General features: G+C 70.0%; 33 protein-coding genes, 2 tRNA genes and 1 rRNA gene. 15 read left to right on the top strand and 21 right to left on the bottom strand.

The window, feature by feature from the left end; genetic code table 11:
* The first annotated feature begins 32 nt into the window (after positions 1 to 32).
* The 3 genes from rrf to MARKY_RS10250 all read left to right on the top strand — a co-directional run bounded on the left by rrf (position 33) and on the right by MARKY_RS10250 (position 790).
* Positions 33 to 149: ribosomal RNA gene (gene rrf / locus MARKY_RS10260) — 5S ribosomal RNA — on the top strand.
* A 101-nt stretch (positions 150 to 250) separates the two neighbouring features.
* A tRNA-Gly gene (locus MARKY_RS10255) sits at positions 251 to 326 on the top strand.
* 83 nt (positions 327 to 409) lie between these two features.
* Positions 410 to 790, top strand: coding sequence for a DUF4260 domain-containing protein (locus MARKY_RS10250; RefSeq protein ID WP_013704810.1), 381 nt, complete (start codon positions 410 to 412; stop codon positions 788 to 790).
* Here the strand turns inward: MARKY_RS10250 and MARKY_RS10245 are convergent, their stop codons facing one another.
* A complete protein-coding gene (locus MARKY_RS10245; protein WP_013704809.1) occupies positions 791 to 1,954 on the bottom strand; it encodes an alanyl-tRNA editing protein in 1,164 nt (387 codons plus the stop codon).
* Between the two features lie 106 nt (positions 1,955 to 2,060).
* On the opposite strand from MARKY_RS10245, the gene MARKY_RS10240 reads away from it, so the two are divergent.
* Positions 2,061 to 2,792, top strand: coding sequence for a pseudouridine synthase (locus MARKY_RS10240; protein WP_013704808.1), 732 nt, complete (start codon positions 2,061 to 2,063; stop codon positions 2,790 to 2,792).
* On the opposite strand, the gene MARKY_RS10235 is transcribed toward MARKY_RS10240, so the two are convergent.
* Positions 2,789 to 3,664 carry a putative Ig domain-containing protein gene (locus MARKY_RS10235; protein ID WP_013704807.1) on the bottom strand — a complete coding sequence of 292 codons (876 nt, stop codon included), beginning with the start codon at positions 3,662 to 3,664 and terminating at the stop codon, positions 2,789 to 2,791. The two genes, MARKY_RS10240 and MARKY_RS10235, sit on opposite strands and share 4 nt — an antisense overlap.
* A 110-nt stretch (positions 3,665 to 3,774) precedes the next feature.
* Here MARKY_RS10235 and MARKY_RS10230 point away from each other — a divergent pair.
* A tRNA-Asn gene (locus MARKY_RS10230) sits at positions 3,775 to 3,850 on the top strand.
* Positions 3,851 to 3,896: 46 nt separating this feature from the next.
* Here the strand turns inward: MARKY_RS10230 and MARKY_RS10225 are convergent.
* The 3 genes from MARKY_RS10225 to MARKY_RS10215 form a co-directional block, all read right to left on the bottom strand.
* Positions 3,897 to 5,459, bottom strand: coding sequence for a S8 family peptidase (locus MARKY_RS10225; RefSeq protein ID WP_013704806.1), 1,563 nt, complete (start codon positions 5,457 to 5,459; stop codon positions 3,897 to 3,899).
* Positions 5,460 to 5,639: 180 nt separating this feature from the next.
* Positions 5,640 to 6,134 (bottom strand): CarD family transcriptional regulator, encoded by a 495-nt coding sequence (locus MARKY_RS12235; protein WP_013704805.1) that lies wholly within the window; start codon positions 6,132 to 6,134, stop codon positions 5,640 to 5,642.
* The gene (locus MARKY_RS10215) at positions 6,131 to 6,697 is read right to left on the bottom strand and encodes a TetR/AcrR family transcriptional regulator (RefSeq protein ID WP_013704804.1); all 567 of its coding nucleotides are present in this window, start codon (positions 6,695 to 6,697) and stop codon (positions 6,131 to 6,133) included. Before MARKY_RS10215 ends, MARKY_RS12235 begins: the two co-directional genes overlap by 4 nt.
* A 331-nt stretch (positions 6,698 to 7,028) precedes the next feature.
* Here MARKY_RS10215 and MARKY_RS10210 point away from each other — a divergent pair, with 331 nt between their 5' ends.
* The 7 genes from MARKY_RS10210 to MARKY_RS10180 all read left to right on the top strand — a co-directional run bounded on the left by MARKY_RS10210 (position 7,029) and on the right by MARKY_RS10180 (position 12,639).
* Positions 7,029 to 7,757, top strand: a complete 729-nt coding sequence (locus MARKY_RS10210; RefSeq protein ID WP_013704803.1) for a cyanophycinase — start codon at positions 7,029 to 7,031, stop codon at positions 7,755 to 7,757.
* Complete coding sequence (locus MARKY_RS10205; protein ID WP_013704802.1) at positions 7,758 to 8,285, top strand: metal-binding protein; 528 nt, start codon at positions 7,758 to 7,760, stop codon at positions 8,283 to 8,285.
* Positions 8,282 to 9,157, top strand: coding sequence for a P1 family peptidase (locus tag MARKY_RS10200; RefSeq protein WP_013704801.1), 876 nt, complete (start codon positions 8,282 to 8,284; stop codon positions 9,155 to 9,157). The genes MARKY_RS10205 and MARKY_RS10200 overlap by 4 nt, the downstream gene beginning before the upstream one ends.
* A 40-nt stretch (positions 9,158 to 9,197) precedes the next feature.
* Positions 9,198 to 10,130: a prohibitin family protein gene (locus tag MARKY_RS10195; protein WP_013704800.1), complete on the top strand. Its 933-nt coding sequence runs from the start codon at positions 9,198 to 9,200 to the stop codon at positions 10,128 to 10,130.
* A gap of 93 nt (positions 10,131 to 10,223) precedes the next feature.
* Positions 10,224 to 11,018 (top strand): class I SAM-dependent methyltransferase, encoded by a 795-nt coding sequence (locus MARKY_RS10190; RefSeq protein ID WP_013704799.1) that lies wholly within the window; start codon positions 10,224 to 10,226, stop codon positions 11,016 to 11,018.
* A gap of 20 nt (positions 11,019 to 11,038) precedes the next feature.
* Positions 11,039 to 12,229 carry a class I SAM-dependent methyltransferase gene (locus tag MARKY_RS10185; protein WP_013704798.1) on the top strand — a complete coding sequence of 397 codons (1,191 nt, stop codon included), beginning with the start codon at positions 11,039 to 11,041 and terminating at the stop codon, positions 12,227 to 12,229.
* Positions 12,226 to 12,639, top strand: coding sequence for a secondary thiamine-phosphate synthase enzyme YjbQ (locus MARKY_RS10180; RefSeq protein WP_013704797.1), 414 nt, complete (start codon positions 12,226 to 12,228; stop codon positions 12,637 to 12,639). The genes MARKY_RS10185 and MARKY_RS10180 overlap by 4 nt, the downstream gene beginning before the upstream one ends.
* Here MARKY_RS10180 and MARKY_RS10175 read toward each other — a convergent pair.
* Entirely contained in the window at positions 12,627 to 13,175 is a 549-nt protein-coding gene (locus MARKY_RS10175; protein ID WP_013704796.1) for an NAD(P)/FAD-dependent oxidoreductase, read from the bottom strand. The genes MARKY_RS10180 and MARKY_RS10175 overlap by 13 nt on opposite strands.
* A 53-nt stretch (positions 13,176 to 13,228) precedes the next feature.
* On the opposite strand from MARKY_RS10175, the gene MARKY_RS10170 reads away from it, so the two are divergent.
* Positions 13,229 to 14,827, top strand: coding sequence for a PASTA domain-containing protein (locus MARKY_RS10170; RefSeq protein WP_013704795.1), 1,599 nt, complete (start codon positions 13,229 to 13,231; stop codon positions 14,825 to 14,827).
* Positions 14,828 to 14,829: 2 nt separating this feature from the next.
* On the opposite strand, the gene merB is transcribed toward MARKY_RS10170, so the two are convergent.
* The 13 genes from merB to MARKY_RS10100 all read right to left on the bottom strand — a co-directional run bounded on the left by merB (position 14,830) and on the right by MARKY_RS10100 (position 24,383).
* Positions 14,830 to 15,378, bottom strand: a complete 549-nt coding sequence (gene merB / locus MARKY_RS10165; RefSeq protein WP_013704794.1) for an organomercurial lyase — start codon at positions 15,376 to 15,378, stop codon at positions 14,830 to 14,832.
* 24 nt (positions 15,379 to 15,402) lie between these two features.
* Positions 15,403 to 16,353, bottom strand: a complete 951-nt coding sequence (locus tag MARKY_RS10160) for a WD40 repeat domain-containing protein (RefSeq protein ID WP_013704793.1) — start codon at positions 16,351 to 16,353, stop codon at positions 15,403 to 15,405.
* Positions 16,343 to 17,731: a dihydrolipoyl dehydrogenase gene (lpdA, locus tag MARKY_RS10155; RefSeq protein WP_013704792.1), complete on the bottom strand. Its 1,389-nt coding sequence runs from the start codon at positions 17,729 to 17,731 to the stop codon at positions 16,343 to 16,345. The genes MARKY_RS10160 and lpdA overlap by 11 nt, the downstream gene beginning before the upstream one ends.
* A gap of 3 nt (positions 17,732 to 17,734) precedes the next feature.
* Entirely contained in the window at positions 17,735 to 18,484 is a 750-nt protein-coding gene (locus MARKY_RS10150; RefSeq protein ID WP_013704791.1) for a cytochrome c biogenesis CcdA family protein, read from the bottom strand.
* On the bottom strand, positions 18,481 to 19,026 hold the full coding sequence (locus tag MARKY_RS10145) for a peroxiredoxin family protein (protein WP_013704790.1): 546 nt from the start codon (positions 19,024 to 19,026) through the stop codon (positions 18,481 to 18,483). The genes MARKY_RS10150 and MARKY_RS10145 overlap by 4 nt, the downstream gene beginning before the upstream one ends.
* A gap of 13 nt (positions 19,027 to 19,039) precedes the next feature.
* Entirely contained in the window at positions 19,040 to 19,459 is a 420-nt protein-coding gene (locus MARKY_RS11935; RefSeq protein WP_013704789.1) for a hypothetical protein, read from the bottom strand.
* A gap of 1 nt (position 19,460) precedes the next feature.
* The gene (merA, locus tag MARKY_RS10135) at positions 19,461 to 20,831 is read right to left on the bottom strand and encodes a mercury(II) reductase (RefSeq protein WP_013704788.1); all 1,371 of its coding nucleotides are present in this window, start codon (positions 20,829 to 20,831) and stop codon (positions 19,461 to 19,463) included.
* The gene (locus tag MARKY_RS10130) at positions 20,831 to 21,040 is read right to left on the bottom strand and encodes a CopZ family metallochaperone (RefSeq protein WP_013704787.1); all 210 of its coding nucleotides are present in this window, start codon (positions 21,038 to 21,040) and stop codon (positions 20,831 to 20,833) included. The genes merA and MARKY_RS10130 overlap by 1 nt, the downstream gene beginning before the upstream one ends.
* Before the next feature lie 126 nt (positions 21,041 to 21,166).
* A complete protein-coding gene (locus MARKY_RS10125; RefSeq protein WP_013704786.1) occupies positions 21,167 to 21,589 on the bottom strand; it encodes a heavy metal-responsive transcriptional regulator in 423 nt (140 codons plus the stop codon).
* Between the two features lie 11 nt (positions 21,590 to 21,600).
* A complete protein-coding gene (locus tag MARKY_RS10120) occupies positions 21,601 to 21,987 on the bottom strand; it encodes a c-type cytochrome (RefSeq protein WP_013704785.1) in 387 nt (128 codons plus the stop codon).
* Between the two features lie 202 nt (positions 21,988 to 22,189).
* The gene (locus tag MARKY_RS10110) at positions 22,190 to 22,636 is read right to left on the bottom strand and encodes a hypothetical protein (protein WP_013704784.1); all 447 of its coding nucleotides are present in this window, start codon (positions 22,634 to 22,636) and stop codon (positions 22,190 to 22,192) included.
* Between the two features lie 10 nt (positions 22,637 to 22,646).
* Entirely contained in the window at positions 22,647 to 23,258 is a 612-nt protein-coding gene (locus MARKY_RS10105; protein WP_013704783.1) for a hypothetical protein, read from the bottom strand.
* A 90-nt stretch (positions 23,259 to 23,348) separates the two neighbouring features.
* Positions 23,349 to 24,383, bottom strand: a complete 1,035-nt coding sequence (locus MARKY_RS10100) for a LysM peptidoglycan-binding domain-containing M23 family metallopeptidase (protein ID WP_013704782.1) — start codon at positions 24,381 to 24,383, stop codon at positions 23,349 to 23,351.
* Between the two features lie 70 nt (positions 24,384 to 24,453).
* Between MARKY_RS10100 and MARKY_RS10095 the strand changes: the two genes are divergently transcribed.
* Entirely contained in the window at positions 24,454 to 24,837 is a 384-nt protein-coding gene (locus MARKY_RS10095) for a hypothetical protein (protein ID WP_148230427.1), read from the top strand.
* Here MARKY_RS10095 and MARKY_RS10090 read toward each other — a convergent pair.
* Entirely contained in the window at positions 24,834 to 25,307 is a 474-nt protein-coding gene (locus tag MARKY_RS10090) for an NUDIX hydrolase (RefSeq protein WP_013704780.1), read from the bottom strand. The genes MARKY_RS10095 and MARKY_RS10090 overlap by 4 nt on opposite strands.
* A 127-nt stretch (positions 25,308 to 25,434) precedes the next feature.
* Here MARKY_RS10090 and MARKY_RS10085 point away from each other — a divergent pair, with 127 nt between their 5' ends.
* The gene (locus MARKY_RS10085) at positions 25,435 to 26,391 is read left to right on the top strand and encodes an HAD family hydrolase (RefSeq protein ID WP_013704779.1); all 957 of its coding nucleotides are present in this window, start codon (positions 25,435 to 25,437) and stop codon (positions 26,389 to 26,391) included.
* Here the strand turns inward: MARKY_RS10085 and MARKY_RS10080 are convergent.
* Complete coding sequence (locus MARKY_RS10080; protein ID WP_013704778.1) at positions 26,388 to 26,666, bottom strand: metal-sensitive transcriptional regulator; 279 nt, start codon at positions 26,664 to 26,666, stop codon at positions 26,388 to 26,390. The two genes, MARKY_RS10085 and MARKY_RS10080, sit on opposite strands and share 4 nt — an antisense overlap.
* Between the last annotated feature and the right edge of the window lie 6 nt (positions 26,667 to 26,672).

Genomic DNA, 26,672 nt, shown 5'->3' with positions numbered 1-26,672 from the left:
TGACAGGTTTAAGAGGGATAAGAGGAGATTCCCCCCGTGCCCATAGCGGCGTGGTTCCACCCGTTCCCATTCCGAACACGGTCGTGAAACGCGCCTGCGCCGATGGTACTTGGACCGGAGGGTCCTGGGAGAGTAGGGCGGTGCGGGGGGGTTTTCTTTTTTGCGAAACGCCCACCCCTTGGGGAGGGCGTGCTTTTATTGGGGTGTTGAACCCATCCCCCGAAGCGTAGTAATATTTTCGAGGCTGAGCGCGGGAGTAGCTCAGTTGGTAGAGCACAACCTTGCCAAGGTTGGGGTCGCGGGTTCGAGTCCCGTCTCCCGCTCCAGACAAAACGCCCCCGGCGCACGCCGGGGGCGTGTTTTTTAGGCTTACTCACGCAAGCTCCGGTCGACTCCGATAAGCTGAAGCATGAACAGCTTCGATCGCTGGACCCAACCGGAAGCTCTGCAGCGCCTCGAGGGCCTCTTTGTACTGGTAGTGGCCCTGTGGCTGTACGCGGGCCTCGAGGTGAGCTGGGGGTGGTGGCTTGCGCTGCTGCTTCCAGACCTGTCCATGCTGGGGTACCTGTGGGGTGCGCGAGTGGGAGCGATCGCCTACAACCTCTTTCACACGTACGCGCTTCCCTTGCTGATGCTGGGGGCGGGGTTTTGGCTGCGCGACTCCCTTTGGGTGGGGCTTGGGGTCATCTGGGCAGCGCACATCGGCCTTGACCGGGCGCTAGGGTACGGGTTAAAACGGGCGAGCGGTTTTCGGGACACGCACCTGGGTCGATTGGGACGTACTCCGTAATCACCGCACCGCCTTGCGGAACGCCTCGAGCGCTGCCGCGGCGCGCGCGGCGGGCAGGGCGCCGAGGAGCACCTCCCGGCCGCCGCCCTTTGCGCCCAGGGGGCGTAGCGCTGCGTTCCACAAGGCCCTGAGGTCCGCGCCGCGCTCGGGGTGCTGCGTGAGGAGCACGCGCGCCCGTTCGCCCTCAGGCGCGACCAGCAGGGCCAGCACGCCCGGCCATTCCGCGAGGCGTGCGCCCACCTCGTCCAGCACGACTGCTGGAACTAGGGCAGCGATCGTGCGGTCGGGGTGCGTTTCGAGCAATTCCCGAACGATCCGTTCAGCCAGGAGCCGTTGGGTTTCTTGAAGCGCGCCCCGGACCTCCTGAAGGAGCGCTTCGAGCTTCGCGACGCGCGCGGGCACCTCGAGGGGTTGGGCGGAGAAGTGCTCCGCGACCGTCTTGAGGGCGGTGTGTTTGGCCGCGTAGTCCTCGAGCGCCTCCCACCCCGCGGTGAAGTACACGCGGGTCGTGCCGCGCCGATGCTTCTCGTACTTGAGGATCTTGATGGGACCAGCCTCGGCGCTGCTGCGCAGGTGGGTGCCGCCGCAGGCGGCGAGGTCCCAGCCCTCGATCTCCACCACCCGGATGCGTCCCGTGACCTTGGGGGCGCGCCGCAAGGGGAGCTGGGCGGCCTCGGCCTCGCTCGCGAAGAACGCGCGGATGGGGAGGTTCGCGTACACGGCCCAGTTCGCGAGCGCTTCGGCCTTACGGATGACCCCCTCGTCGGGGTCCGCTTCGAGGTCGATCACGCAGGTGGGGCGAGCGAGGCTGACGGAGACGGTGGGCCACCCCGCGGCGCGGACGAAGGCTTGGGAGAGGATGTGCTGCGCGGTGTGGCGCTGCATGTGCCGGTACCGCCGGTTCCAGTGGATCTCACCCTCCACCACCTGGCCCGCTTCGAGGGGGGCCTCGAGGACGTGCAGGATCTCCCCGCCCTTCTCGCGCTCGAGCACCTTCGTGACCCGAACGCCGCCGAGCACGCCCGTGTCGTGGGGCTGTCCGCCCGAGGTAGGGTAGAACAGGGTCTGGTCGAGCACCGCGTAGTGCGTCGCGCCTTCGCTCCAAGCTTGCGTGACGCGGGCGGTGAAACGGGTTTGGTAGGGGTCCTCCCAGTACAGCCGCACGCCCTCATTCTAGGTCAGCTGCCCGCGACTTCAGTCGTGGAGGCGTGCGTCAGACCCTCGTGCAGGGGTTAAGGAGCGCGGCGCGTTGTGTTGTAGGCTGGGGGGCATGGCGGCTGGTCTCGAACGGATCGACAAGATCTTGGCGCACCTGGGGTTCGGGACCCGCAAGGAGGTCAAGCGGTTGCTGCGCGCGGGCGGGGTGCGGGTGGACGGCCGCGTGGTGCGGGACCCGGGGATGAAGCTCGACCCGGCCCGGGCGCGGCTCGAGGTCGCGGGGGAGGTGGTGGTCTGGCAGCGGCACCATCACGTGATGCTCTATAAACCCGCCGGGGTGGTGACCGCGACGCGCGACGCGCGGCACGCGACGGTGCTGGACTGCTTGCCGGCAAGCCTCGCGCGGAAGGACCTCCTTCCCGTGGGGCGGCTTGACCGGGACACGGAGGGGCTGCTCCTCCTCACCACGGACGGGGCGTTGCTGCACCGCCTGACCCACCCGCGCTGGAAGGTGCCCAAGGTGTACTACGCCGAGCTCGAGCAGCCCGCCCGGCCCGAGGACGCCCAGGCCTTCGCGGAAGGCCTGGTGCTCTCGGAGGGGCGGTGCCTGCCGGCGGAGCTCGAACTCCTGGAGGACCCGCGCCGGGTGCGGCTTGTCTTGTGGGAGGGCCGGTACCACCAGGTGAAGCGCATGTTTGCCGCTCGGGGGAACCGCGTGACGTACCTGAAGCGCCTGGCGGTGGGGCCGCTCGAGCTGGACCCAAAGCTCAAACCCGGAGAGGCGCGGGCTTTGGGGGCGGCGGGGGTCGCGCGGCTGTACCGGGCGGTGGGGCTCGAGCCTTAAGGGGCCTCGGGTTCGGGGGCCCAGGCGTAGCTCGAGCGCAGGCGCTCGAGGTCGAGGGCGTTGACCTTCCCGTCCCCGTTCAGGTCCCCCGCGAGGGGGGCGTTGGGCTCGGCGTCGGCCGCGCGGGACTGGCCCCAGTGCTGGGCGAGCGTGAGGAGGGTTTCGAAGGTGTAGGCGCCTTCCGAGGGGGGGCGTTCGGGGGGCTGGGGGGTGTAGGGGGCGCGCTTGGCGTCGAAGAACTGCGTTTGGTGCGTGACGTTGGGGCGGAGGGGGGTGGGGGCCTCGAGCGTGAGGCGGAAGGCCTCCACGTCCTGTTGGGGGCGCACGAAGGCCGCGTCCAGGTCGAGGACCTGCTGCGTTGCGTCCCACCGGAGGACGTAGAGGAGGTCCGGGTGCGCCGCGAGCGTCTCGAGGACCGGGGTGAGGCCCTTGAGCGTGAAGCGCGCGCGGAACGCGGTGGTGGGCCGGTCCTTGACGCGCACCACCCAGACGAACGGGCCTTCGACCGGGGCGCTGGGCAGGACGAGCTCGAAGCGCGGGGGTGGGGGGTCGGTGACGGTGAGCTCGAGCCGGAAGGCGCGGCTGGAGAGGGCCGCGTCCTCCAGGAGGAGGGTGAAGGCGAAGGTGCCTTTTTCCTGGGGGGTGCCGGTGAGGCGGCCGTCGCGGAACTCGAGGCCTTTGGGCAGTTGGCCGTCCAGGGTGTACCGGTACGGCCGCACACCGCCCGCGGCGGGGAACTCCGCCTGGTAGGCTTCCCCGATGTACGCGGGGGGGACCTGGGTCGAGGTGAGGCGCAGGGGCTCGGTGGGGCCGGCCTCGCTGCCGCAGGCGGCCAGCGTGAGAAGCGCGATGAGGTAGATCCAGGCGCGCATCTTCCTCATGCTACCCCGGGGCGGGATGAGATGCGGGTGTAGGCGGGGCGCGGGCGAGGCTTGCCAAAGCGCCCGCCGTCTGATATATTGACTCTCGCCTGGCACCGCGGTCCGCGGTAGCTCAGCTGGTAGAGCGGTCGGCTGTTAACCGACTGGTCGCAGGTTCGAGTCCTGCCCGCGGAGCCAGAATAAGCGCCCCACCGTACGGTGGGGCGCGTCGCTTGGGGCGGGGTTACGGGCGTTCCATCCAGAACTCGTAGCTGCCCGCGCCGCTATACGCGTAGATCCGCCACACGTAATAGCCCGGCGAGCCGTAGTAGCTGATGCTTTCCGAGGAGGTGTAGCTCGTCGAGCTGGCCACGGTGACCCACTGGTACCCGTTCCACTTCCAGAGGTACAGATCGAAGTCCGTACCGCTCGCGCCCTCGAGCCAGCCGTTGTGGTACCCGTAGGTGCTCGCGTAGTAGTAGGTGCCGTTCGGCTGGTACGCGTAATCCCCCGCGCCGGAGAGGTACCCGGTGTAGTACTCGCAGTTCGTGCACGGCGCGCCGGAACCGCCGGAGCCGTCGATCAGGCTGTAGAGGAGCAGGTTCGGGGAGCCGTTCGTTCCGGAGACGCGGCCCGCGGTCGCGCCGCTGAGGATCGCGTCCTTGACCTGGGCGGGGGTGGCGGTGGGGTTTTGCTCGAGGTACAGGGCGGCCACGCCGGCTACGTGAGGGGTGGCCATGGAGGTGCCGCTGATGGTGTTCGTGGCGGTGTCGCTGGTGTGCCAGGCGGAGGTGATGTTCACGCCGGGTGCGAAGAGGTCCACGCAGCTGCCGTAGTTGGAGAAGGAGGCGCGGGTGTCGGTGCTGTCGGTCGCGGCGACGGTGATCGCTTCGCTGACGCGGGCGGGGGATTTGGTGCAGGCGTCGGTGTTCTCGTTCCCCGCGGCGACGACGTAGGTGACGCCCGCGGCGATCGAGTTGCGGACCGCGTCGTCCAGGGCTTGCGAGGCGCCGCCGCCGAGGCTCATGTTGGCCACGGCGGGGCTCTGGTGGTTCTGGGTTACCCAGTCCACGCCGGCGATCACGCCGGAGTTGGTTCCGGACCCGCTGCAGTCCAGGACCCGGACCGGGTGCAGCGTGACGCCCTTCGCGACGCCGTAGGTGCTGCCGCCGATCGTGCCGGCCACGTGCGTGCCGTGCCCGTTGCAGTCCGCGTACCCGTTGCCGTCGTTGATCGCGGTGTATCCGTTGCCGATGCGGCCGGTGAACTCGGCGTGGGTGGTGCGGATCCCGGTGTCGATTACGTAGACGTGCACGCCGCTTCCGGTGTAGGTGTAAGTGTAGCTGTTATCCAGGGGCAGGTCGCGCTGGTCGATCCGATCGAGGCCCCAGGGGGCGCTGGTCTGCGTGGCGGTGAGGCGCACGACGCGATCCGCCTCGATGTAGGCCACGTCCGGGTTCTTCTTGAGGGCTTCCAGGGCCTCCGCGGAGAGGGTGGCGGCGAATCCGCTGAGGGCCGCGGTGTAGACCCGGTGGACGGTGACGCCCGACGGGCTGACCCCCAGGGTGCTCACGTCCCCGCTTTGGAGCCGCTGGAGGATGGGGACCGCGTTGGCGCCCTTCTTGAAGACCACGATGTACCGGCCGGGGATCGCGTCGGGGTGGTCCTCCCCGTAGACGGGGGCTTCGGTTGCGATGCGGGTGGGCTCGAGGGTTGGGGGGATTGCGGTGGCGTTGGGGGAGGTCTGGCACCCGGCGAGGATCAAGACGAGGAACCCTAGGGCTATACCAATGGTTTTATAGCGCATCCTTTTCCCTCCCAAAGCTGGTTTTTCTCGATGTAATAGGTGGTCGAAGAGGAGAATAACATCTGGTAATATGGATTGTCAACATAGTGTAATGCGCGTATAAATCTACACCAGCTCCAGAAGGCTGCAAAGCGGGGCGCGGCCCGTATGGGCCGCGCCCCGAAGCCTACGCCGTGCCGTTTAGTTCAGGTCCTCGCCCCAGGCGTCCTCGAAGAGCTGCCGGGCCTCCTCCACGGTGATCTCGAGGGCTTGCGAGACCTCCTCGGCCAGGAGGTTCACCGCGCGCCGGAAGGCCTGGCGGTCCAGGTCCGGAAGGCCGCGCTCGACCTCCCAACGGCGCAGCTGGCCGGCGAGCACCGCGATGCGGTACGGGTCGCCCTCAGCCAGGATCTCGGTGACGCGCCGGTGCCGGGCCGCCCATTGTTTGGGCAGGCTCACGCGGCCGTTCTTCAGGCGCTCGAGGATCTCCCCGACCTCCTCGCGTGACAGCGCGGGACGTAGGCCGACCTGGCCGGGCGACTCCACGGGAACAAAGGCTTTGGAGCGCGTACCGGGGAACTCCACCTGGTAGTAGGAGCGCCCAACCCCAGCGACCGTGCGTTTCGCGATGCCAGCCACCACGCCGACCCCGTAAGGGGGCAGCACCACCTTGTCTCCCGGACGGTACTGTTTCACGTGCCCACTCCTTTCATCAGCACCTCGACGAGGTGCGCGATGTACGCTTCCCGCGGGAAGTCGAGTTGCGGGCTGCAACCCAGTGCGGCGAGCGTGGCAGCGGTTAACGGAATATCCAAGTCGGGGCGTAGTTCGCCGGAGCGCACACCGCTTTCCACGAAGCTCTCCAGGATCCTCTGGTACCGCTCGTGCAGGCCCTTAAGCCACCCGGCCTGATCGCTGGGGTGCGCTTCCCGCGCGACCGCGGCCCAGAGCCCCCGCCACTCGTCCACGAAGGCCAGCCGGCGCTCTAAAAGCGCGGCCAGACGCTCCCGGAACGGACGGGCTTCCTGCGTTAGCCGGCGCACGTCTTCGTAAAACGATAGGGTGCGGTGTTCCACCAGCGCCCTGAGCAGATCCTGCTTATCCTCGAAGTAGAGGTAGACGGTGCCCTTGCCTACCTCCGCTTCACGGGCTACATCCTCCACCTTCAGCCCGGAAATCCCGCGCTCACGCAATACCCGGATGGTCGCCTCAAGGATTTGCGTGCGCTTGTCCACGACGTTCCGGGCTTCGGTAGCCACGACTGCAATTATAGCATGACCGTCCGGTCAATTTATGAGAAATTCTGCTCGAATGCCGGGGGTGGTGGGGCGGCGCGTTCACGGGAAACGGGCGGGACGGTCCGACTGCAAGCAGGCTTATCAAAACGTGGATAAATAACGGTATGTATATAATCTTCCCCACGGTCTTGAAGGGGGTGGGTGCGTCCCTTGTGGCTTGCGCGCTGGATGGGTCCTGTCGGCGTGTGGAGGGGGAAGCGCGCACGGTGGGGAGTGAGCCGCGTTCTGTACGTGAAAAAACCTTTTGCGCTCGGGCGTGTGCCCTACAATAAAAGCACAGGGGGGTGAATGGATGCGGCGTCTAGGAACCTACGCCCTCCTTGGAGGCGGCGATCCCCTCCGAGGTGAGACCCGGAAGACGGAGGAGCATCTGTTGCACCTCTCCGGCGGCAAGGCTTTGTTCGTGGTCCCGCAGGCCCTGCAAGCTGAAGCGGACGCCTGGAGCGAGATCTACAAAAGCCTGGGAGCACGGGAGGTGCGCGTGCTGGTCCTCAAGCGCCGGGAGCAGGCGCAGGACGTCGCCGTCGCCGAGACGATCGCGGGCAGCCCGCTGGTCCTGCTCGCGGCGGAGGACGCGGCCCGCTTTTTGAGTCTGGTGGCCGGGACCCGCTTGGTAGAGGCCCTGGCGACCGCTTACCTGCGGGGCGGGATCGTGGCCGCGCTGGGGGGCGTGGCGGGCGTGTTGGGCGCCGCCGCGCCGCTCGTGCGGCAGGGGCGGTTGACGGCCCGTTACGGCCTCGGCCTCCTGCCGGGCCTGGCCATCCTCCCGGAGTTCGAGCAAGCCGGACGGTTCGGCCTGCTGACCCAGCTCGTCGTGGGCAACCCGGACCTCTTGGGCCTCGGCATCGAAGCCCAAAGCGCGGTGCTGGTGGACTTCGAAGGGAACGCTCGGGTCATCGCCGGGCAAGTTACCGTCCTCGATGCGGCGGAAAGCCAGATCTACCGCCGGAGCGTGCGGGGATTGAGGGTGGACGTGCTAGGCGAGGGTGAGACCTTCAAGGTTCCCGTGTATCATGCGTAGGTGCCGAGCGGACGTACGCATGAAGCCATCAACCTCACCGCGCTCGGGCTGTTGAGCGCCGGGTACCTCTACGGACGCACGCAAGGGTACGGTCCACCGGACGAGTGGGCCTTCGCGTTTGTGGGCGGTTACCTGGTCGGCACCTTCCTCATCACGCCGGACCTGGACCTCGCCGAGCGGCGGGTCACGGCAAAGCGCTACTGGGGGGTGCTCGGCTGGCTCTGGGTGCCGTACGGCCTGCTCTTCCGCCACCGTGGTTGGTCCCACACCTGGATCGTGGGGCCCCTGAGCCGCCTCGCCTACCTCGTCCTCCTCCTCTACCTCCTCGGCTGGGTCGCCGGCGGAGCCGCGGAGGCCCTGGGGGTGCGCTGGAGCCTCAACGCTGAACTCGAGCGCCTCTCCCCTGGGGTGCTTTGGGGGGCGCTCGTGGGGTACTACGTCTCCCAGTGGATGCACCTGATCGCGGACGGCATCGCCCCGGACCACGCCTTTAAGCGGCGCGCGTCGGGGCGCCGGAGGTACCGATGAACCGTACACTCACTGGGATTCGCGGGCTTCGGGTCGGGCACTGGACGGACCCCGTGGGGCGGACCGGGTGCACGGTCATCCTCTGCCCTCCGGAGGGGTGCGTGGCCTCCGCCGCTTTCGTGGGGCCTTCCCCCGGAACGCGGGAGGCCGCCTTGCTCGCCCCGGAAAAACGCGTGGCGCGCATCCACGCCCTGCTTTTGACCGGAGGTTCGGCCTTCGGCCTCGCCGCGGCCGATGGGGTGGTGCGCTTCCTGGAGGAGCAGGGCGTCGGCCATCCCACCCCGGCGGGGCCGGTACCGATCGTGCCCGCGGCGGTCATCTATGACCTGATGCTTGGGGACCCCAAGGCCCGCCCGGACGCCGAGGCCGGGTACCAGGCCGCGGCCCGCGCGACCGACGCGCCGGTTGCGGAGGGGGCCGTGGGGGCGGGGGCGGGCGCGAGCGCCGGGAAGTACATCGCCCCCGTACCTACCGGGCTCGGGAGCGCCCTCGTAGAGCACCGTGGCGTGCGGGTGGGGGCGCTCGCGGTGGTCAACCCGGTGGGGGACGTGTACAGTCCGGACGGCCGGCTGCTCGCCGGGCACGGGCGGCGGGAGGCTTTCCTCGAGGCCGCGCTCGGGTTTGGGCACACCACGCTCCTCGCGGTGGGGGTGGAGGCCCCCATCGCCAAGGCCGAGGCCCGGCAGCTCGCGGACGCGGCGCAGGGGGTATTGGGCCGGGTGATCCGCCCCTCGCACACCCCGTGGGACGGGGATGCGGCCTTCGTCCTCGCGACCGGGCGAGGGCCTCAGGCCCCCCTGCCCCTCCTCGCTGCGCTGGTGCAGGAGGCCGTAGTGGAGGCGGTGGTGCGCGCGGCGACGGTAGGGCGTTAGGCAGCTGACCTGGGGTGGGTTCGCGTGTAAAGTAGGAAGTATGGAACTGCTCTTAATCCTCGCGCTCCTAATCGTGATCGGCGGCTTGGCCCTCCTCACTCAGCCGGGCCGCCGGGCGGTGGGGTCGGCCCTGGTCCTGGGCGGCCTCCTGGTTGCGCTCGTGTCGCAGAGCTTCGTGGTGGTCCCCGCGGGCAACGTGGGGGTGGTGTTCAACGTGCTGAGCGGTGTCCAGGACGAGCCGCTGGATGAAGGGCTGCACTTTGTGTTGCCCTTTATTCAGGAGGTCATCCTCTACGATGCCCGCCTACAGGAAATCACCCTCTCGAAGACTGCAAGCCGTGGTGGGCTGGGCCCCATCCAGGCGCGCAGCCAGGAGGGGTTGGACATCGGCGTGGACGTCACCGTACAGTACCGCATCCTCAAGGCGAAAGCCCCCGAGCTCCACCGGGAGATCGGACCGCGCTACCGGGAGACCCTCATCATTCCCCAGGTGCGCAGCAAGGTGCGGGACGCGGTCGGCCAGTTCAATGCCGCCGACCTGATCAGCACCAAGCGCACCGAGCTCGAGCGCAGCGTGACCGAGGCGCTGCGCGCGGCGCTCGCCGAGCACGACCTCGAGCTGGTCTCGCTCCTCCTGCGCGAGATCCGGATTCCCGAGCGCGTCGCGCAGGTCATCGAGGAGAAGCAGACCGCGGAACAGCAGGTGCAGATCGAGGAGAACCGCCGCCGCCAGGCGGAGATCGCGGCGCAGCGCCGCGTGATCGAGGCGCAAGGGGAGCGCGACGCCGCGATCCTCAAGGCCGAAGGGGAGGCCCGGGCCCTCGAGCTGCGCGGCGAGGCGCTCCGCAAGTACCCCGAGGTTATCCAGCTCACCGTGGCGGAGAAGCTCGCGCCCAACATCCAGACGATCATGCTGCCCACGGACGGAAACTTCCTGTTGGACCTGCGGCAGCTGCAAACCCCGAACCGTTAGGCTTTACCTAGGGCGGGACCCCGGGGCGGATGCACGCGCCCCGGGGCGGTTTGTTGGACATATGCAAGAAAATTGATATTATACACCTGGATCATGGATCTGAACTTTAGCCGCGTGGCCTATGCGTACGACCGGACCCGTTACCACCCCCCCGAGGTGTCCGGAAAGATCGCGACCGCGATCACCGCGCCCGTCGAGAAGATCTTCCGGGACCCGCACTTCCTCGAGGTGGGGGTGGGGACCGGCCGGATCGCGGTGCCCATCATCGCGCGCGGCTACCGCTTCACCGGCGTGGACCTCTCCCCGGCCATGCTCGAGGTCATGCGCTACAAGATCGCCGGCGTGGCGCGAAAGGTCCGCCTTGTGGAGGCCGACGTGCGCGAACTGCCCTTCGAAAAGGGCAGTTTTCACGCCGTGATCAGCGTGCACGTGTGGCACCAGATCCGCGAGTGGCAGCGCGCGCTGCTCGAGGTGATCCGCATCCTGCGGCCGGGAGGGTTCTTGTTCGAGGGGTGGGACGAGTGCGTCAAGGACAACGAGGACTGGCGCATCCAGGAGAAGTGGCGCGAGATCCTCGCGGAGATGGGGTACACCCTCGTGCGCGGCCGACACACCCGCCGCCTCGCCGAGGTCGAACGCGCCCTGCGGCAGCTCGGCCTCGAGCCCAAGACCAAAACGATCGCCGAGTGGACCGAGGAGCGCACGCCCCGCCAGAGCCTGGAGATTCTCTCCGAGCAACTGTACTCCTTCACCTGGGAGGTCCCCGAGGAGGTCTTCCGCCCCTCGATCGAGGCGCTCGAACGCTGGATGCTCGAGACCTACGAGGACCTGGACGCGCCCTTCCCGATCCGCTGGCGCTTCGTGCTGCGCACCACCCGCCTGCCCTAGTGCTACCATAGGGCGGGCATATGGACCGGCTCACCCCTGAACGCGCCGCGTTCCTCTTCACTCCCGAAGCCCATGCCGCCCTCGCCCGGCTCGCCACGGCCGACCTCTCCGACGCGGCCCTCCTCCCCCGCATCACCGAACTCCGCCGCCGCTTCACCGCCGAGCAAGCCGCCCTGCTCCTCGAACAAGCCCGGTTGAGGCGCAAGGCCCGAGGCAAGTTCCCCGACGCGGAACGGCTTTTTTTCGTGGCGGAGGCCCTCGAGCAGGCCTCCAGCCTCGAGGCGGCCCGCTACCGCGCGCTCAGCTTCGCCCCGTTCGCGCGCGTGGCCGACCTCGGGGCGGGCATCGGGGCGGACACCCTGGCCCTCGCCGAGGTGGTGCGAGAGGTGATCGCGGTGGAGCGGGACCCGCTCCGCGCCCTCTTCCTCCGGGCGAACGCCGCCGCGCGCGGGGTGGCGGAGCGGGTGCGGGTCCTCGAGGCGGACTGGACCCAGGCATCCCTCGAGGTGGACGCGGCCTTCGTGGACCCTGCCCGGCGCCGAGAAGGGCGGCGCGTGCGGGGGCTCGAGGCGATGAACCCGCCTTTTGCGGCGGTGCTCGAGCTTGTGCAGCGCGTGCGGCACGTGATGGTGAAGCTCGCGCCGAGCGTGCCGCACGAGGCCCGGCCGCGGGGGGCGGAGCTGGAGTTCATCTCCGTGGGGGGGGAGTGCAAGGAGGCCGTGCTGCGCTTTGGGGACCTGCGCCTGGGCGCATCACGCGTCGCGACCGTGCTGCCCGTCGGGGCGCGGCTCACGAGCCGGGATCCGCTGGAGGCCGTGCCGGTGGGGGAACCCCGGGCCTACCTGTACGAGCCGGACGCTGCAGTGATCCGCGCGGGGCTCGTGCAGCACCTCGCGACCCGGCTGGGCCTCGCCCAGCTCGATCCCCGGATCGCGTACCTCACCGGGGAGGCGCGCCACGCCACGCCGTTCGCCCGGGCCTGGCGCGTGCTGCGGCACGGCCCCTTCCACCTCAAGACGCTGAACCGCTGGCTCGCCGAGCTCGAGGCAGGGGCGGTGGTGCTCAAGAAGCGGGGGTCGCCCATCGATCCGGACGCGTTCCGCCGGAGGCTTCGCACCACGCCCGGAGGGCGGCCGGTCACGGCCTTCTTCACGCGTGTGCAGGACCGGCCCTGGATGATCCTGGCTGAGGCGGCTACCCTGGAGGTATGAGACGCATCCAGGTGCGCACGCCCGCCCGCGAAGCACTGGTCAACGTCACGCGCGACCTCGAGGCGGCCCTGGCCGAGCTGGGGCTTCGGGAGGGGGCGCTTTTGGTGTACGCGCCCCACACCACGGCCGGGGTGGTGGTGCAGGAGGGGGCGGACCCGGACGTAGCGCGGGACCTACTCCGGCGCCTTAAGGAGCTCGTGCCCCAGCACCACCCCGCGGACCGGCACGCCGAAGGCAACACCGACGCGCACCTCAAGACCCTCTTCACCGGGAACGCGCAACTCCTGCCGGTCGTAGGAGGACGGCTCGCGCTGGGGCGCTGGCAGCAGGTTTTCCTCGCGGAGTTCGACGGGCCGCGCACCCGCGAGCTGTGGCTCGTGCCGCTGGCGGGACGGGGTTACTCGGGGTAGTCCCGGTACGGCTCCCCCCGGAGGTCCGAGACCAGGTTCACCGCGACCCAAGCTCCGTCCCCCGCGCCGGTGATCGCGTGGTCCGGCACCAGGCCGCGCACCGCCCCGCACGCGTACACCCGCGGGTAACTCGTCCGCCCCTGGAAGTCCGTGTGTACGTGCAACCCGTTGCGCTTCAGGCCCAGCAGGTTCGCCACGATAGGGTCGTCGCGCGTCGCGAGGAGGAGCGCTTCGGCCTTGTGGATCCGGCCGTCCCGTAGCGTGAGGGCGAACACCCCCCCCTCGTCCCGCACGCCCTCCACCCGGCCCGAGACCACCTCCACGCCTTGGGATCGGGCGTGCGCCCGTAACCGCTCGAGGAGCGCCTCTCCCGAAGGGGCTTCCGGAAGGCCCGGGTAGTTCGGTACCCGCGGCACCTCCCGCAGCGCGCTTTGCTCCCCGTCGATCACGAGCACCTTCAGGCCTGCCCGCGCCAAAAACAACGCCGCGGAAAGCCCAGCCGGTCCACCTCCAACGACGATCGCGTCGTGGATCATCACACCTCCCGTTCCTTAATCTTATCGTAAGCCGCTCGCGTATAATCAGCACGATGCCCGCGTTGGACGGGAAGTACGAGATCGGCAAGGAACTACACCAGGACGGCTTCCTCAAAGTCTACGAGGTGGCCGGGCCCGAAGGGGAAGGCACCCTCTACTGGTTCGAGGTGCACACCCCCGAGGCTCGAGCGACCTTCTACCGTTACCGCAAGGCCCTGAAGCACCTCGAGGCGCTCGGGGTGCTGCGGGGCGTGACGATCAGCGCGAAGCCAGGACGGTACTACGTGTTCTGGCCCCGCGTCGCGGCACCCGCCGCCCTCCCCCCCAAGGGCCGACGCGTCCGGCAGGAGGTGGGGCGGGTCCTGGAGGCCCTCGCGCCCTTCCATTACGCCTTGCCCGACCTGGACCTCCGCCTGGAGGAGAACGGCCTGGTCGTCGCGGACCTCAAGCCGCTCGCCCAGCACGCCCCCGAGGAGATTCCCCGATTGAACGGGCAGTTCGCGCGCTACACGCGCCCCCGCCCCGCCCGCCGCGCCCGCCGCCCGGCGTGGGGGTGGGTGCCCGGCCTGCTCATGGCCGTGCTCGGCGCGGTCGCCCTGGGGCAAGGGATGTACCGGTACCTGAACCCTCCGGAGTACACCCTGCCGGACCTAAGGGGGCTTTCCCCCCGCGCGGCCCTCGAGCAGGTGGACGATATGGGGCTCCGCATCGAGTTCCGCGAGGCGAGCGACCTCACCCAGCCCCGCGACGTGATTCTGGAGCAGAGCCCGGACCCGGGCACGCGCGTCAAGCCGGGGCGACGGCTCGAGCTGGTCCTGAACCGCCCCAAGTCCGGCCGGGTGCCCGAGCTCGTGGAGATGGGGGTGGGTGAGGCCCAGCAAGCGCTCGAGGACAGCGGGTACGCGGTGGGCCGGGTGATCTACGTGCACGCGGACGCGCCCCAGGAAACGGTGATTGCGACGCGCCCCGCGGCGGGCACGCCCCTCGCGCTAGGGCAGTCGGTGGACCTGCTCGTCTCCCAGGGCCCTGAGGAGGCGCGGACCGTGCTGCCGGACCTCAGGGGGCTTTCCCTGGAGGAGGCGCAGTACCTGCTTTCGGTCGCGGACCTGCGCGTCGGCGCGATCCAGGAGGAACTGTCCCCCGCCCCGCCGGGAGAGGTGCTGGACCAGTCCCCCCCGCCGGGCACGGTCCTCGCGGTGGGCAGCCCGGTCACGTTGAAGGTCTCCACGCAGGCCGAGGTCCTCCTGCCGGCCGAACCCCCTGGGCCGCTACTGCCGCAGGAGTTCACCGCGCCCCTCGAGCCAGGGCCGGCCCTGCCGTCGCCCGCGCCGGCTGGGGAGGAACCGGCACCCGACCGCTCGCGGCCTGCCCCGACCGAGCTCGAACCGGAACCGCAAGCGCTCGAGCCGGCGCCGAGCCTGCCACCCGGCGCGCGGCTGGTCCCGGTCCGTATCCCGATCGCGCGTGACCTGGGCGAAAGCCCGGTGCACGTGCGGCTCGTTGTGGTGGACGAGAACGGCGGGCGCGAGGCCTTCAACACCTTCGTGCAGCCGGGCAGCGTTCTCGAGGGCAGCCTGGAGGTGCGGGGCGCGGCCACCTTCCGCCTGTACCTGAACGACTTCCTGTACCAGGAGTGGCAGAGCCGCCCGTGAAGCTAGTAAAGGGCGCGCAACCACGCGACGGCCTCCCGGATGGGGAGGGCCACGCCCCGCTCGTCCGGACGGGACTCGAGCCAGGCCTCGAGGTGTTCGGGACTTGGGAAGAGGTGCAGGTGGTCGCAGATGGGGTTCCCGGGCGCGTCCTGGGGGCCGCTGCCCCACCAGAACACCGCGGTGTCCGGGGTGGCCCGGGTGAGGGCGTGCGCTTCGATCACGAGGTGCGTGGGCGCGCCGCAGTGGGGGCATTCCGCGCGGACCTCGCCCCGCCCCCGAAGCAAGGCGGTCATGAGCGCGTCGTACGCGCACATCACCTGGATCGTGGCGCCGTCGGGCAGGTCTAGGCGGTAGCCGCGCGCTTGGGTGCACGCCCCGATGACGGCGTGGCCCGCCTGCACCTGCTCGAAGAAAGCGCGGCGGGCGGGGTCCGTGCGGTTGCGTTCCCGCAGCAGGGCGCCGAAATCCGCGGGGGTCGTGGGGGGGCGCGCGAGCCGGTAGATCCTGTGGAGGCGCGCCGCAAACTCGGGGTCCAGCGGTTTGTGCATCATCTTTCTTCCTCCAACACGCAACCCTTACTCCTCGGGGGGTGGGGAGGAGTCGGGCCACGCGGTGACGCCCGCCCCTCCGGCCACGAGCCCCTGGGGACCCCAGGCCACGGCGTGCACCGGGCCGGGGAGCGGCCCGAGGACCTGGAGGGGCCGGCCGCTCCCCGCCTCCCAGATCCGGACCGTGAGGTCCGCCCCGCCGCTCGCGAGGCGATTGCCTTCCGGGCTCCAGGCCAGGGCCAGGACCTCCCCCTCGGGCCCGGAGAGGACGGGGCCTGCCCGCCATCCGCCGACCGCCCAGAGGTGCACCTGCCCTGTCTCGCCTCCAGCCGCGAGCCACGCCCCGTCCGGGCTCCAGGCGAGTGCGCGGACCACGCCGCCCAGGGGGAGGTCCCGCACGGGCCTTCCCGAGGTCCAGACCCGAACGACGCCGGCATACCCCCCAGCCGCGAGGTGCGCGCCGTCCGGGCTCCACGCGAGCGCCGCGATCCCGGGGCCGGGACCGGAGAGGGCGCGCACTTCCGCGGTTCCCGAGCGCCACAACCGCACCACGCCGTCCGCGCCACCTAGCGCGACCTCGAGGCCGGTGGGGTTCCAGGCGAGCGCAAGCACGAGGCGCTTCCCGACCGGAACCCGCCGGAGCTCGCGGCTCGAGCCGACCGCCCACACCCGCACGGTCGCGTCGCGGCTCGAGCTGATGAGCCGCGTGCCGTCCGGACTCCAGGCCAGGGCCAGGATCCGTCCAAAGTGCCCGGTGAGGCGCTGGAGTTCCGCGCCTGTGGCCGCGTCCAGGATCACCAGGGCGTGGTCGGCGCTCGATGCGGCGAGGCGAGCGCCGTCGGGGCTTAAGGCCAGGGTGTCCCCGAAGCCGACGGTTCCGGGGCGTTGCCAGGCGGGGAGGGTGGGCAAGGGGAGGCTTCCGAGGGCGAGGGGGGTGAGGAGCCCTCCGACGATCCAGAAGGCGCGCTTAACCCGCATCCGACGCGGCCCGGTGCACGCCGCCGAGCGCGCTCGAGATCCCCTCGGCCAGCGTGGGGTGAATGTGGATCGCGTCGCGCAGGTCTTGGTGGGTGGCCCCGGCCTGGATCGCGACGACGAGCTCGTGCACCAGCTCGGCGCCTTCCGCGGCGAGCACGCTGGCCCCCAGGATCCGTCCGTTGCGTGCGTCCGCGACGATCTTGATGAGGCCCTCGGGTTCGCCCAGCGCGCGGGCTTTGGCGACCTTGTTCATGGCGTAGGTGCCGACCTCGACGGGGTACCCCGCCTGGCGGGCGGCGGTCTCGGTCAGGCCAACCCGGCCCAGCTGCGGGTCGGTGAACACCGCGTAGGGCACCACCCGCCCTTCGATGGAAAGGGCTGCGCCCTTGGTGAGGTTCTGGTACACGATGCGGGCGTCGTCACGGGCGGTGTGCGTGAACATGGGGCCGCCCCGCACGTCCCCCAGCGCGAACACCTTGGGAGCGGTCGTCTCCAGGTGCGGGTTGACCCGGATGAAGCCCCGTTCGTCCCGCGCCACCCCCGTGGCTTCCAGCCCCAGCCCGTCCGTATTGGGTACGCGCCCCGCCGCGAGCATAAGGCGCGCGGCGCGCACCTCGCGCACCGCGTCGCGCTGTTGCACGGTGAGCGCGATCCCGGACCCGTCCCGGCGCACCCGCACGGCCTCGGCCTCGAGCAGCACCCGGATGCCTTCGGCCTCGAGGACCGCCTGCAAAGCGGCGGCCACATCCGGGTCCTCCTGGGGCAACAGCTGCGGCGCGCGCTGCACGATCGTGACCTCGCTCCCGAACCGGCGGAACATCTGGGCGAACTCGCACCCGATGTACCCGCCCCCCACGATCACCAGCGAGGCGGGCAGCTCGGTGAGGTCGAGGGCGGTGGTGGAGTCGAGCCAGTCCACCGTTTCGAGGCCCTCGATGGGGGGGATGCGGCCCCGCGCGCCGGTGTTGATGAAGACCCACTCAGCCCTATAGACCCGGTCGCCCACCGCGACGGTGCGTTCCTCCACGAAGCGCGCCTCGCCCTGGATGAGCTCTACGTTGGGGGTGCGCTCGAGGTTGCGCGCGGCTCCTTCCCGGATCGCGCGGACGAGCGCGTCCTTGCGGGCGACGGCGCGGGCCAGGTCGAAGCGCACCGGCCCCTCGATCACGACGCCGTACTCGAGGGCCCGCCGCACCTGGTGCGCGACCTTGGCCGAGGCGATCAGGGTTTTGGTGGGGATGCACCCCCGGTTCAGGCAGGTGCCGCCGAGCGTGTCTTTCTCCACCAGAAGGGTGTGAAGCCCCTTGCGGCCCAGCCGGATCGCGAGGGGGATGCCGGCCATGCCCGCGCCGATGACGATGGCGTCCACGTGTTCCATCCTTTACTCCTCTCTGTAGCGAAGTCCTGGGGTGCGCAGCGCCGCGCCGAGCGCGAGGGCGAGCACCGCGGCGGCCACCCCGAGCCAGCGCCCCAGAGCGGAGTTCAGGGTGAGGAAGCTGAGGTTGTACCCCAGGAGGTACGCGCCCGCGCCGATGAGGAGCAGGCCCCCGAGGGGCTCGAGGTACGCGCTGGCGCGGCGGAGGCGTTTGAGGGAGGCCTCCTTGCCCAGAGCGGCCGCGAGGGCGGCACCGGCGAGGACCGCGCCCATCCCGAGGCCGTAAGCGAGGAGCGCGGCGAGGCCCGCGCCCGGTCCAGAGGCGAGAGCCACGCCGGTCACGGCTAGGAAGACGGGGAGGGTGCAGCCCAGGCTCGCGAGGCCGTAGGCCACGCCGAACCCGTAGAACTCGCTGATGCGGTGGCCGGTGGGGGCGCGCATCTGTACGAGGTGGAGTCCCACGCCGCGCCCTGCGAGGGTGAACCCCCCGAAGACGAGCAGCCCTACGGCAAGCGCGAGGTTCACATAAGGGAGCCAGCTGGCCAGGGTCAAGCCGAGCAGGGCTACCAGAATCCCGACCCCGGTAAAGGCACTCAGGGTGCCGAGGGCGAGCAGCGCGCCGACCCCGAGCCCGCGGGCGCTCCCGTGCCGGGCGAGGAAGCGCCCGAGGATTGCCGGGAGGAGGGCGAACCCACAGGGGTTCAGGGTGGCGAACGCCCCGGCGGTGAAGGCGTAGGTGAGGAACTCAAGATTCACAGCATCTCCTCCAGAAGGCGCCGCAGCGTCTTTGCGGACACCTTACCGACGAAGCGCTGGACGAGGCGGCCGTTGGCGTCGAAGATCATAGTGGTAGGCATGCCGCGCAGCCCGAACCGTTCGATGGAGACCCGGCCGCTTTCATCCAGGTATACCGGGTAGGTGATGCCCAGGCGTTGGATCATGCGCTTGGTGTCCTCCTTAGGGGTCTGTACTGCGATACCCACGAACGCAACGCCGCGTTCTTTGAGGTCACGGTAGACCTCGAGGAACCCTGGAATCTCCGCCCAGCAGCTGGGGCATATCCCGGCTATAAACGTGACCACCACGATCTGTCCCGTATAGCGGGAGAGGTCTAGATCCGCGGCTTCACCTGCGATGCCTGGAATGGTGGGTTGTTGAGCGAAGGCGGAGGTCGACCATCCGATCACGGACAGGAGCAGGAGGGCATAGAGAAGACCACGGATCTTGTTGAGGATTAGGCGTTCGGGCCGAAGCGTATAGGTGTATCCTTGCAGGTCTTGTGGGGTTAGGGAGCGCATCGGTTCACCTCCGTCAGCAACACCCGGTGAGACCGGGGTACTGGATCGCGAGCCAGCTAAGGAGTGATTCCACCCCCTCCATTTCCAGGGTGAGGGGGTCCTCCACACCCTCCACCACCAGGCGGAGGGGGTCCTCCACACCCTCCACCACCAGGCGAGGGCACGGGGACCTGTCCGTCGGGGAAAACCGGAGCCGGAGGGGGCGTCGCGCCGCGACCTCGAGCCAAAGGGACCGCCTGTCCTCGCACCTGGGGCAGCCGGGGCGGTAGCGCAGCTCCACGCGGGGCCCCAGGATCGCCAAGGGGTATGCCCGCAGCAGCCCGGCGCAGGTCGCGTCGTCCGTGGGGTAGGCCGCCCCGTCCACCACCACCCAAAGGGGACGGGGGGGTGTTTGACCGCAGACGGCGCAGGGGACGGGGTCGGGCGCTTCCATCTCATGCGCAGCAGGAGAGCTTGTGCACGTCGGTGTCCAGCGCTTGCGCGACCAGCCGGAGCCCTTCCGCGAGGGTGAGGTAGGGGTGGAAGGTGTCGATCAGGTCGCGGTAATGCAGGGCGTGCTTCACCGCGAGGATGCCTTCCTGCAGCACCTCCCCGGCCTCGGGCGCGAGGACGTGCACGCCGAGCACGGTGCCTTGTGCGTCCACCACGAGTTTGATCAGGCCCCGAGTGTCCGCCGCGGCGAGGGCCTTGGGGACGGCCTCGAGCGGCAGCCGGGCGGCCCGCACCTCCCCGTGGGCCTGCCGCGCGGCCTCCTCCGTGAGGCCGACCGCGGCCAGGGCGGGGTCGGTAAAGGTGACGCGGGGTACGGCGGTGAGGTCCAGGGGGGTTTCCTCCCCCAGCGCGTTCCGGGCGGCGACGCGCCCGGACTGGGCCCCCACGTAAACGAACTGCGGCAGGCCCGCCACGTCCCCCGCGGCGAAGATGCGTGGGTTGGTGGAGCGGAGGTGCGCGTCCACCCGCACCTCACCGGCCCGGCCCACCTCCACGCCGGCGGCCTCGAGGCCGAGGCCTTGGGTGCGCGCGCGGCGGCCGGTGGCGACGAGGAGGCGCTCGGCGGTGTACACGCCGTTTGGGGTGTGCACGCGGTAGGCTCCGTCGCGTTCGACGCGGGTCACCTGGGCGTTCGTGTGGATCTCGAGGCCTTCAGCCGTCAGGTACCCGCGGAGGGCGGTGGTGAGCTCGGGGTCCTCGGCGGGCAGCAGGTACGGCAGGGCCTCGAGGACCGTGACGCGGGTGCCGAAGCGGGCGTAGGCCTGGGCGAGCTCGAGGCCGATGGGTCCCCCGCCGATCACGACGAGGCTTTCGGGCAGGGCCTCGGGGGAGAGGGCTTCGATGTACGTCCAGGGCCGGGCCTCCGCGAGGCCGGGGATGGGGGGGAGGGTGGGGGTGGCGCCGGTGGCGAGGACGTAGGCGCCGGCCGTGAGGACCTGGTCGCCCACCGAGAGCCGTTCGGCGTCCAGGAAGCGGGCCGTGCCCTGGAGGAGGGGGACGCCGGCGGCCTCGAGGACGTCGGCGTACTTCTCCTGGCGGAGGGTTTGGATCAGGGCGTCTTTTTGGCGGAGGACCTCGGCGAAGTCGAGCGCGGCGCCTTTGGGGCGCACCCCGGCGAAGGGGGAGTGGGTGGCCTTGTGGTAGGCCTCGGCGGCGCGCAGGAGGGTTTTGGAGGGGACGCACCCCACGTTGACGCAGGTACCGCCGATCGTGCCGGCCTCGACGACCAGCACGCGCGCGCCGCGTTCCTTGGCCTCCAGGGCCGCGCCCATGCCCGCCGAGCCGCTGCCGATCACGATCAGGTCGTACGCCATCATGCCCCCCTGGGGGATGCGCCGTACCCGGCAGCCTCGACGGCCGCGGCCAGGGCCTCGGGGGTGGCCTCGCCGTGGACTTCGGCCTCCTTCTTGAGGTAGTTGACGCGCACTTTTTCAACGCCGGGGACGTTTTTAAGGGCGCGTTCGACCGTGCGGGCGCAGTGCGCGCAGGTCATCCCGGTGATCTTGAGTTTGACAGGGGTCATTCGTGGCTCACCTCCGGAGATCCATATCCCCTAGTAGGGGATATCCGTATACTCAGGTTACTCTGTTGTGGAATTCCCTGTCAACTACGGGAAAATTCATCCAGATTTCATTCGGGATTCATATCCCTATCCGGGGGATATGTTTTCCCCTGGAGGAGTTAGGTAAACACACCGCCCCTCCCCATCGCACGCCGGATCGGGGTGGGCCTCCGCCCAGCGGAGCCGCGCCTCGAGCGCACGCCGGAGCGCCTCGAGCTCCGCGATCCGGCGCGCTACCGCTGCCACCTTCTCCTGGAGCAAGCGGCGCACGTGACGGCAGGGGGGGCGGCCCCCCGCCTGCGCTTCGAGGATCCGCCGGATCTCCTCGAGGGTGATCCCCAGGGCCTGGGCCTGCTTGATGAAGCGCACCCGCTCCACGGCCGCCTCCGTGTAAAGCCGGTACCCTCCCTGGGTGCGCTGGGCGGGCTGCAAAAGGCCCTGGCGCTCGTAGAAGCGCAGGGCATCCCGGCTGACCCGGGTGTGGGCGGACAGTTCCCCGATTCGGTACATGGCGCTACCACCTATTTTAAGCTCCGGATATACGCGAGGATGGCCTCGATCTGTTCGGTGGAAAGCTTCTGGGCGAAGTCCTGCGGCATGACGTTCGGCGGGAAGCCCTGCACGATCTTGGCGTTGGGGCGCAGGATCGACTCGCGCAGGTACGCCTCATCGGCCACGGCCTCCCCACCCCCCGCCAAAGGCCGCCTCGAGCCGTACAACCCCTTCCATGTGGGGCCGATGCCCGGCCGGCCGTCGGCGGAGTGGCAGGAGGTGCAGCCGAACCGCGCGGCCAGCGCCTTTCCCTGGAGGATTGGGTCCGGTTCCGGAGCGGCCGGTTCGGCCGCCGGGTAGAGGGGCGCGCACCCAGCCAGAGCGAGCCACAACAGCACCCAAACGCTGCGCCTCATGGCCCACCCCTTTCCGCGCGCGACCGGTCATGCGCGCGGGATGCGACCTCCTCCATGGGGAACCAGTCGGGGTTGGTCAGGACCGTCCAGGTGACGTCAACCTTGGAGCCCACTGGGATGTCCGGCCCGGCCGTGACGCGAATGACCCGGTACCAGCTACCCCCCGCGGGCGCCTCGTACACGAACGCCATGCAGAAACAGGTCAACCAAGCGTGCGGCACCTGGTCCACAGGGTGGATCTGGTAGGGTTCCGCCACGAAGGTGACCGCATGGTCCGTGGGGTTGCGGTACACAGGGTGATCATCCGCGCCTCCCCTGGCTCGAGGAAGAGCACTCCTCCCTCGATGCCTGCGCCCGCGGGCACCGCCTGCCCCGACTCAAGGGACTCCATCGCCCAGAGGCTATTCACCTCAGGGTCGGGCGTGTGGAAGGTGAGCCCCTCCCCAGGCAAAGGGTCGGGCAGGTAGGCGACCCGTAGCCGCATCGCGATCTTCCCCGGGGGCGGGTCGGGGATGGTGCTCGAGGCGTTCACGATGTACGCCTCCGGAACGGGCACGCGGCCGGCCGATTGCGGCATCGTGCCTGGAAACAGCATCGTGCACGCCGCCAGCAGGGGTACGGTCACACCCAGGATCGAAGCGCGCTTCATGCCGTCCTCCTCACTCTCCTTCCTCGAGGAGCACCACCGGCCAGGTCACGATGACCTTAGCGCCGGGCGGGGTGTTCGGGGCCACGCCGACCTGGATCGTGCGGAGGAACGCGCCTCCTGGCGGTGCCTCGAATGGGATCGAGGCACACCAGCAGCGGGCGCGCGCGAAGGGCAACGCCGCCTGCGGATCCACCTCCGGCGCGACCACCAGGAACCGGATCTCCCGATCGGTGGGGTTTTCGTACACGACCTCGAGGCTGTAGAACTTCCCGGGCTCGACGAAGGCGATGCCGTTTTCGAGGAGCGATCCCTTGGGCACCGCCGCTCCCTGGGGCAGGGAAAGGGTCGTCCAGAGCCGGCGGACCTCCGGGGCCGCCAGGTAGAACCGGAACTCACCCGGGATGCGCGCGTTGATCGCGCGTGCCAGGAACTGGACCGTGACCTGGCCCTTGGGCGGGTCGGGCAGGTACTTGGTGTGGCTCGGCCCGATATCGCGGAGGTCCAGCGTGAGGGGCGCGAACGGTTCCGCTGCCGTTGGCCCGGACTGCGCTACCCCGAACGCTCCCACGGCGATCCCCAGCAAGCACGCGGCTGCGCCGAACCGATTCAGGGTCCTATTCATTCCGCAAGCCTCCTTCCGCCCTATCCGGGCGGCCTCCGGGATGTCGCTGAATTCAGGGTTATAGTGTAAACCCTGGAGCAAGCTCCAGGGTCAATCCCTCCCCGAGAGGACTCCCGGCACGACCCACGCCTCCGGGTCCACCGGCACCCCCCGCACCCGCACCTCCCAGTGCAGGTGCGGGCCCGTCACGAGGCCCGTCTGCCCCACGTACCCCAGGACCTCCCCTTGCCGCACCACCTGCCCGGCGCGCACCGCGAGGCGGCTTAAGTGCCCGTACCCGCTGCACACCCCAAGGCCGTGCCGCAGGATCACCGCGTTGCCCCGCACCTCGAGCGGCTCGGCGAGCGCCACCACCCCGTCCGCCGGCGCGTACACCGGGGCGCCCTCCGCCCCCTTGAGGTCGGTCCCCGCGTGGTAGCTCGTGTACGGCCCGCCGTTATACGCGCGCCGCGTCCCAAAGCGAGAGGTCCGGACCGGAGGCTGCACCGGGTACCGCCACGGCCCCCGCCAGCGTTGCACCAGCTCGAACGCCGCGCAAACCGCGCGCACCCGCTCGAGCTCCGCGCGCACCCGCCCGGCCTCGAGGAGCCCGCTCCGGCTTGGGGGAATGCGGATCACCTCGCGCGCGTACCCCCCGTCCACCACCCGGAGCGGCAAGCGCAAGGCGATCCCGGGACCGGTGACCTCGAGGTCGTGCACGCCCGGCGGCGTGAGCGCGCCGACCGCGACCACCCCGACCGCCGCGCCTTCCCGGGGAGCCAGGGGGTAGCGCACCCCCTGGAAGCGAGCCTCGAGGGGAACGGGCCGCTCCAGCGCGACCCGCACCCCGAACGCCTGGCCCTGCACCACGGGGTGGGGCGTGACCCGTACGCCTTGGATGGGGGCCGGCCAGGTCTGAGGCCAGGGGTGTTCGCCGGGAATGCGGAGGCGCTGCCCGACCGCGAGCACGTTGGGGTCCTCGAGGCGGTTGGCTGCGACGAGCGCTGGGATTGTGGTGCCGTAGCGCTGGGCGATGCGGTAGAGGGTGTCCCCGGGCTGCACTTCGTACCAGACTGCTGGCTGCGCGAGCGCGAGGCTCCCCCCCCAGACGACGAGCCACAGAAGCCACCTTAGGCAACACGGCATCTACCCTCATGCTACCGGAGCGGCACCCGTCACACGTGTGGCGCCGGTCTCGTGCGAAGCTGAAAAAGAAGTGATTGAGCGAGAAGGTCCCCACCCCGACTCCAGCACGGACGCCTCCTGGCGCGTCTACGCGTCGCTCGAGGTGGACGGACGCGCGCTGGTACTGGAGTGGCGTCCCCTGCAGGTCCCCGAGACTCAGGACGCGGTGGTGCGGCTGGGCGGCGTGGGGGGGGTGGAGCTGGCCGCGTTCGAGGCGTACTGGTTGACCCTCCGTATCCGGCACAGCGAACCCTGGGGCAAGCCCGGCCTTGCCTGGGTGCCGCCGCTCCTCGTGGTGGGGCTTGAACGCTACACCCTCACCCCCCGCACCGCGGTGATGCTCGCGGGTGCGCTGCGCGACCTGCTGTACGAGATGGGGTACGGGCGCGACCCCGAGACGAACCGCGCCTTTTAAACGGCGTGCACCTCCGCGCTCCGCAAGCGAAACGCCGCGTCGAACTCGTACCGCGCGTGGAACGGCGGCGCGTCAAGGTCCACCGCTCGGGCGAAGAACCGCGCGTCCGCTGGCGGTAACGCCAGGCGCGGCACCTCGCGCACCGGCCACCAGGCGAGCCGGCCTTCCGGGCTTTCCTCCCGGAGCGTCCCCGCCCATTGGGTGGCGGCGTACAAAAAAAGCACCCACCAGTCCGGGCCGTGCGGTACGTGCTCCACGATCGTCACCACGGCGCGGAACCGCAGGTCGTGCGCCGCGAGCCCCGTCTCCTCCCGAAGCTCCCGCAACGCGCCCGCCCTGGGGTCCTCGCCCGGCTCGAGCTTCCCTCCGGGCGGCACCCAAAGCCCTAGGTTCGGCTCCTTGGCCCGGTGCATCAGGAGCACCTGCCTGTCTCGCAAGCAGTAGATCAGGGTCCCGAGTCGCGGCTGCATCCCCCTCATCCTAGACCGCCCGAGGGCCGTGCGCTGCGATACCTCCCCGTCCCCCGCCGCCCCCTACCCTTAGGGGGAAGGCGCGAGGACACCGTTCGCTCCGAGCACAAGCCGGGAAGGGGGTTGCATGCGCGGTACCCAGGCGGAAGTGCTGGTCCTTGACCTCGACGGCACGCTTCGAGACCTCGTCCAGACCGACGGTAAGATCCCTCAAGCGACCCTCGAGGCGGTCTGCCGCGCGCACCACGCGCGTCCGCGGCTGCACGTGGTGGTGAACACCGGGCAGACGCTCGAGCACGTGATGGGGTTGGTGCAGCAGGTTTTCGGGCGGCGCGTGGTGTATTCGGGGCGGTTCGCCGTCGTGTACGAGCACGGGGCGGGCGTGTACCTCCCCGGGCCGTTAGGGGTGCGTAAGATCCCGCTCTACGCGCTTTTGGATCGCCGGCTGCTGCGCGTGTTCGACCGCGTGCGCGAGGGCATCTTCCACGCGTGCCGCACCGCGTTGGGGTGGGGGTGCCGGGAGTTCCACCTCCAAGGGAACGAGTTCAACATCGCCCTCAAACCCAACGCGCCCGAGGGCAGCCGCGAGGCGGACCAGGTGTGCCGCACCGCCGCGGCTTTACTGCTGCGCGTGCTGGCCGAGTGCGCCGCGGCCGAGGACGGCCAGAACGCCTCGGCCCTCGAGGCGGCCCTCGCCCTGGAGGCCCGGCGGGAGGCGAAGCTTTCCTTCCTGCCCCCACCGAACCGGGCCGCGCCGAGCGTGCCGGACTGGCTCGCGGTGCAGTTCTTTTACTACCCCGCGGACCTCGTGGGCCTCTCCGCCCGGCAGCTCACCAAGGTCACCGGCCTCGAGGCCGTCCTGCACGCTTGGGGGCTGGACCAACCGCGGGCGGTGGTGCTGGGGGACGGGGAGGACGACCTCGAGGTCATGCGGGCTGTGGCGGGGTGGCCGGGAAGCCTCGTGGCTTGCCCGGAGGGCGCGCGGGAAGCGGTGCGCGCGTACGTGACGGCGGCGAGCGGGGTGGTGTACCCGCCGGGCCGGGCGGAGCTGGCCCTGGAAGCTGCGGGGCTGGCGGGCGCTTAGAACAACCGGTCGATGGCTTTTAAGAGCTCCTCCACGTCGCGCTCGCGGCCTTCGCCCAGGACGCAGGAGGTGAGGTGGGCTTTTAAGAGTTCCGCCTCCACCTTGCCGACCGCGGAGGCGATCGCGGCGAGTTGGAGGAGCACGTCGTTGCAGGACTGGCCTTCCTCGAGCATGCGTTTCACGGCACGCACGTGCCCTTCGATGCGGCTCAGCCGGTGCACGAGCCGCTTCTGGGTGTCCTCCGGGAGTTCGCTGACCTTCACGGGCTTTAGCATACCCCG

The sequence above is a fragment of the Marinithermus hydrothermalis DSM 14884 genome, assembly GCF_000195335.1.
Classification (GTDB): Bacteria; Deinococcota; Deinococci; order Deinococcales; family Marinithermaceae; genus Marinithermus; species Marinithermus hydrothermalis.
This window is presented reverse-complemented; position numbering and strand designations above follow the sequence as displayed.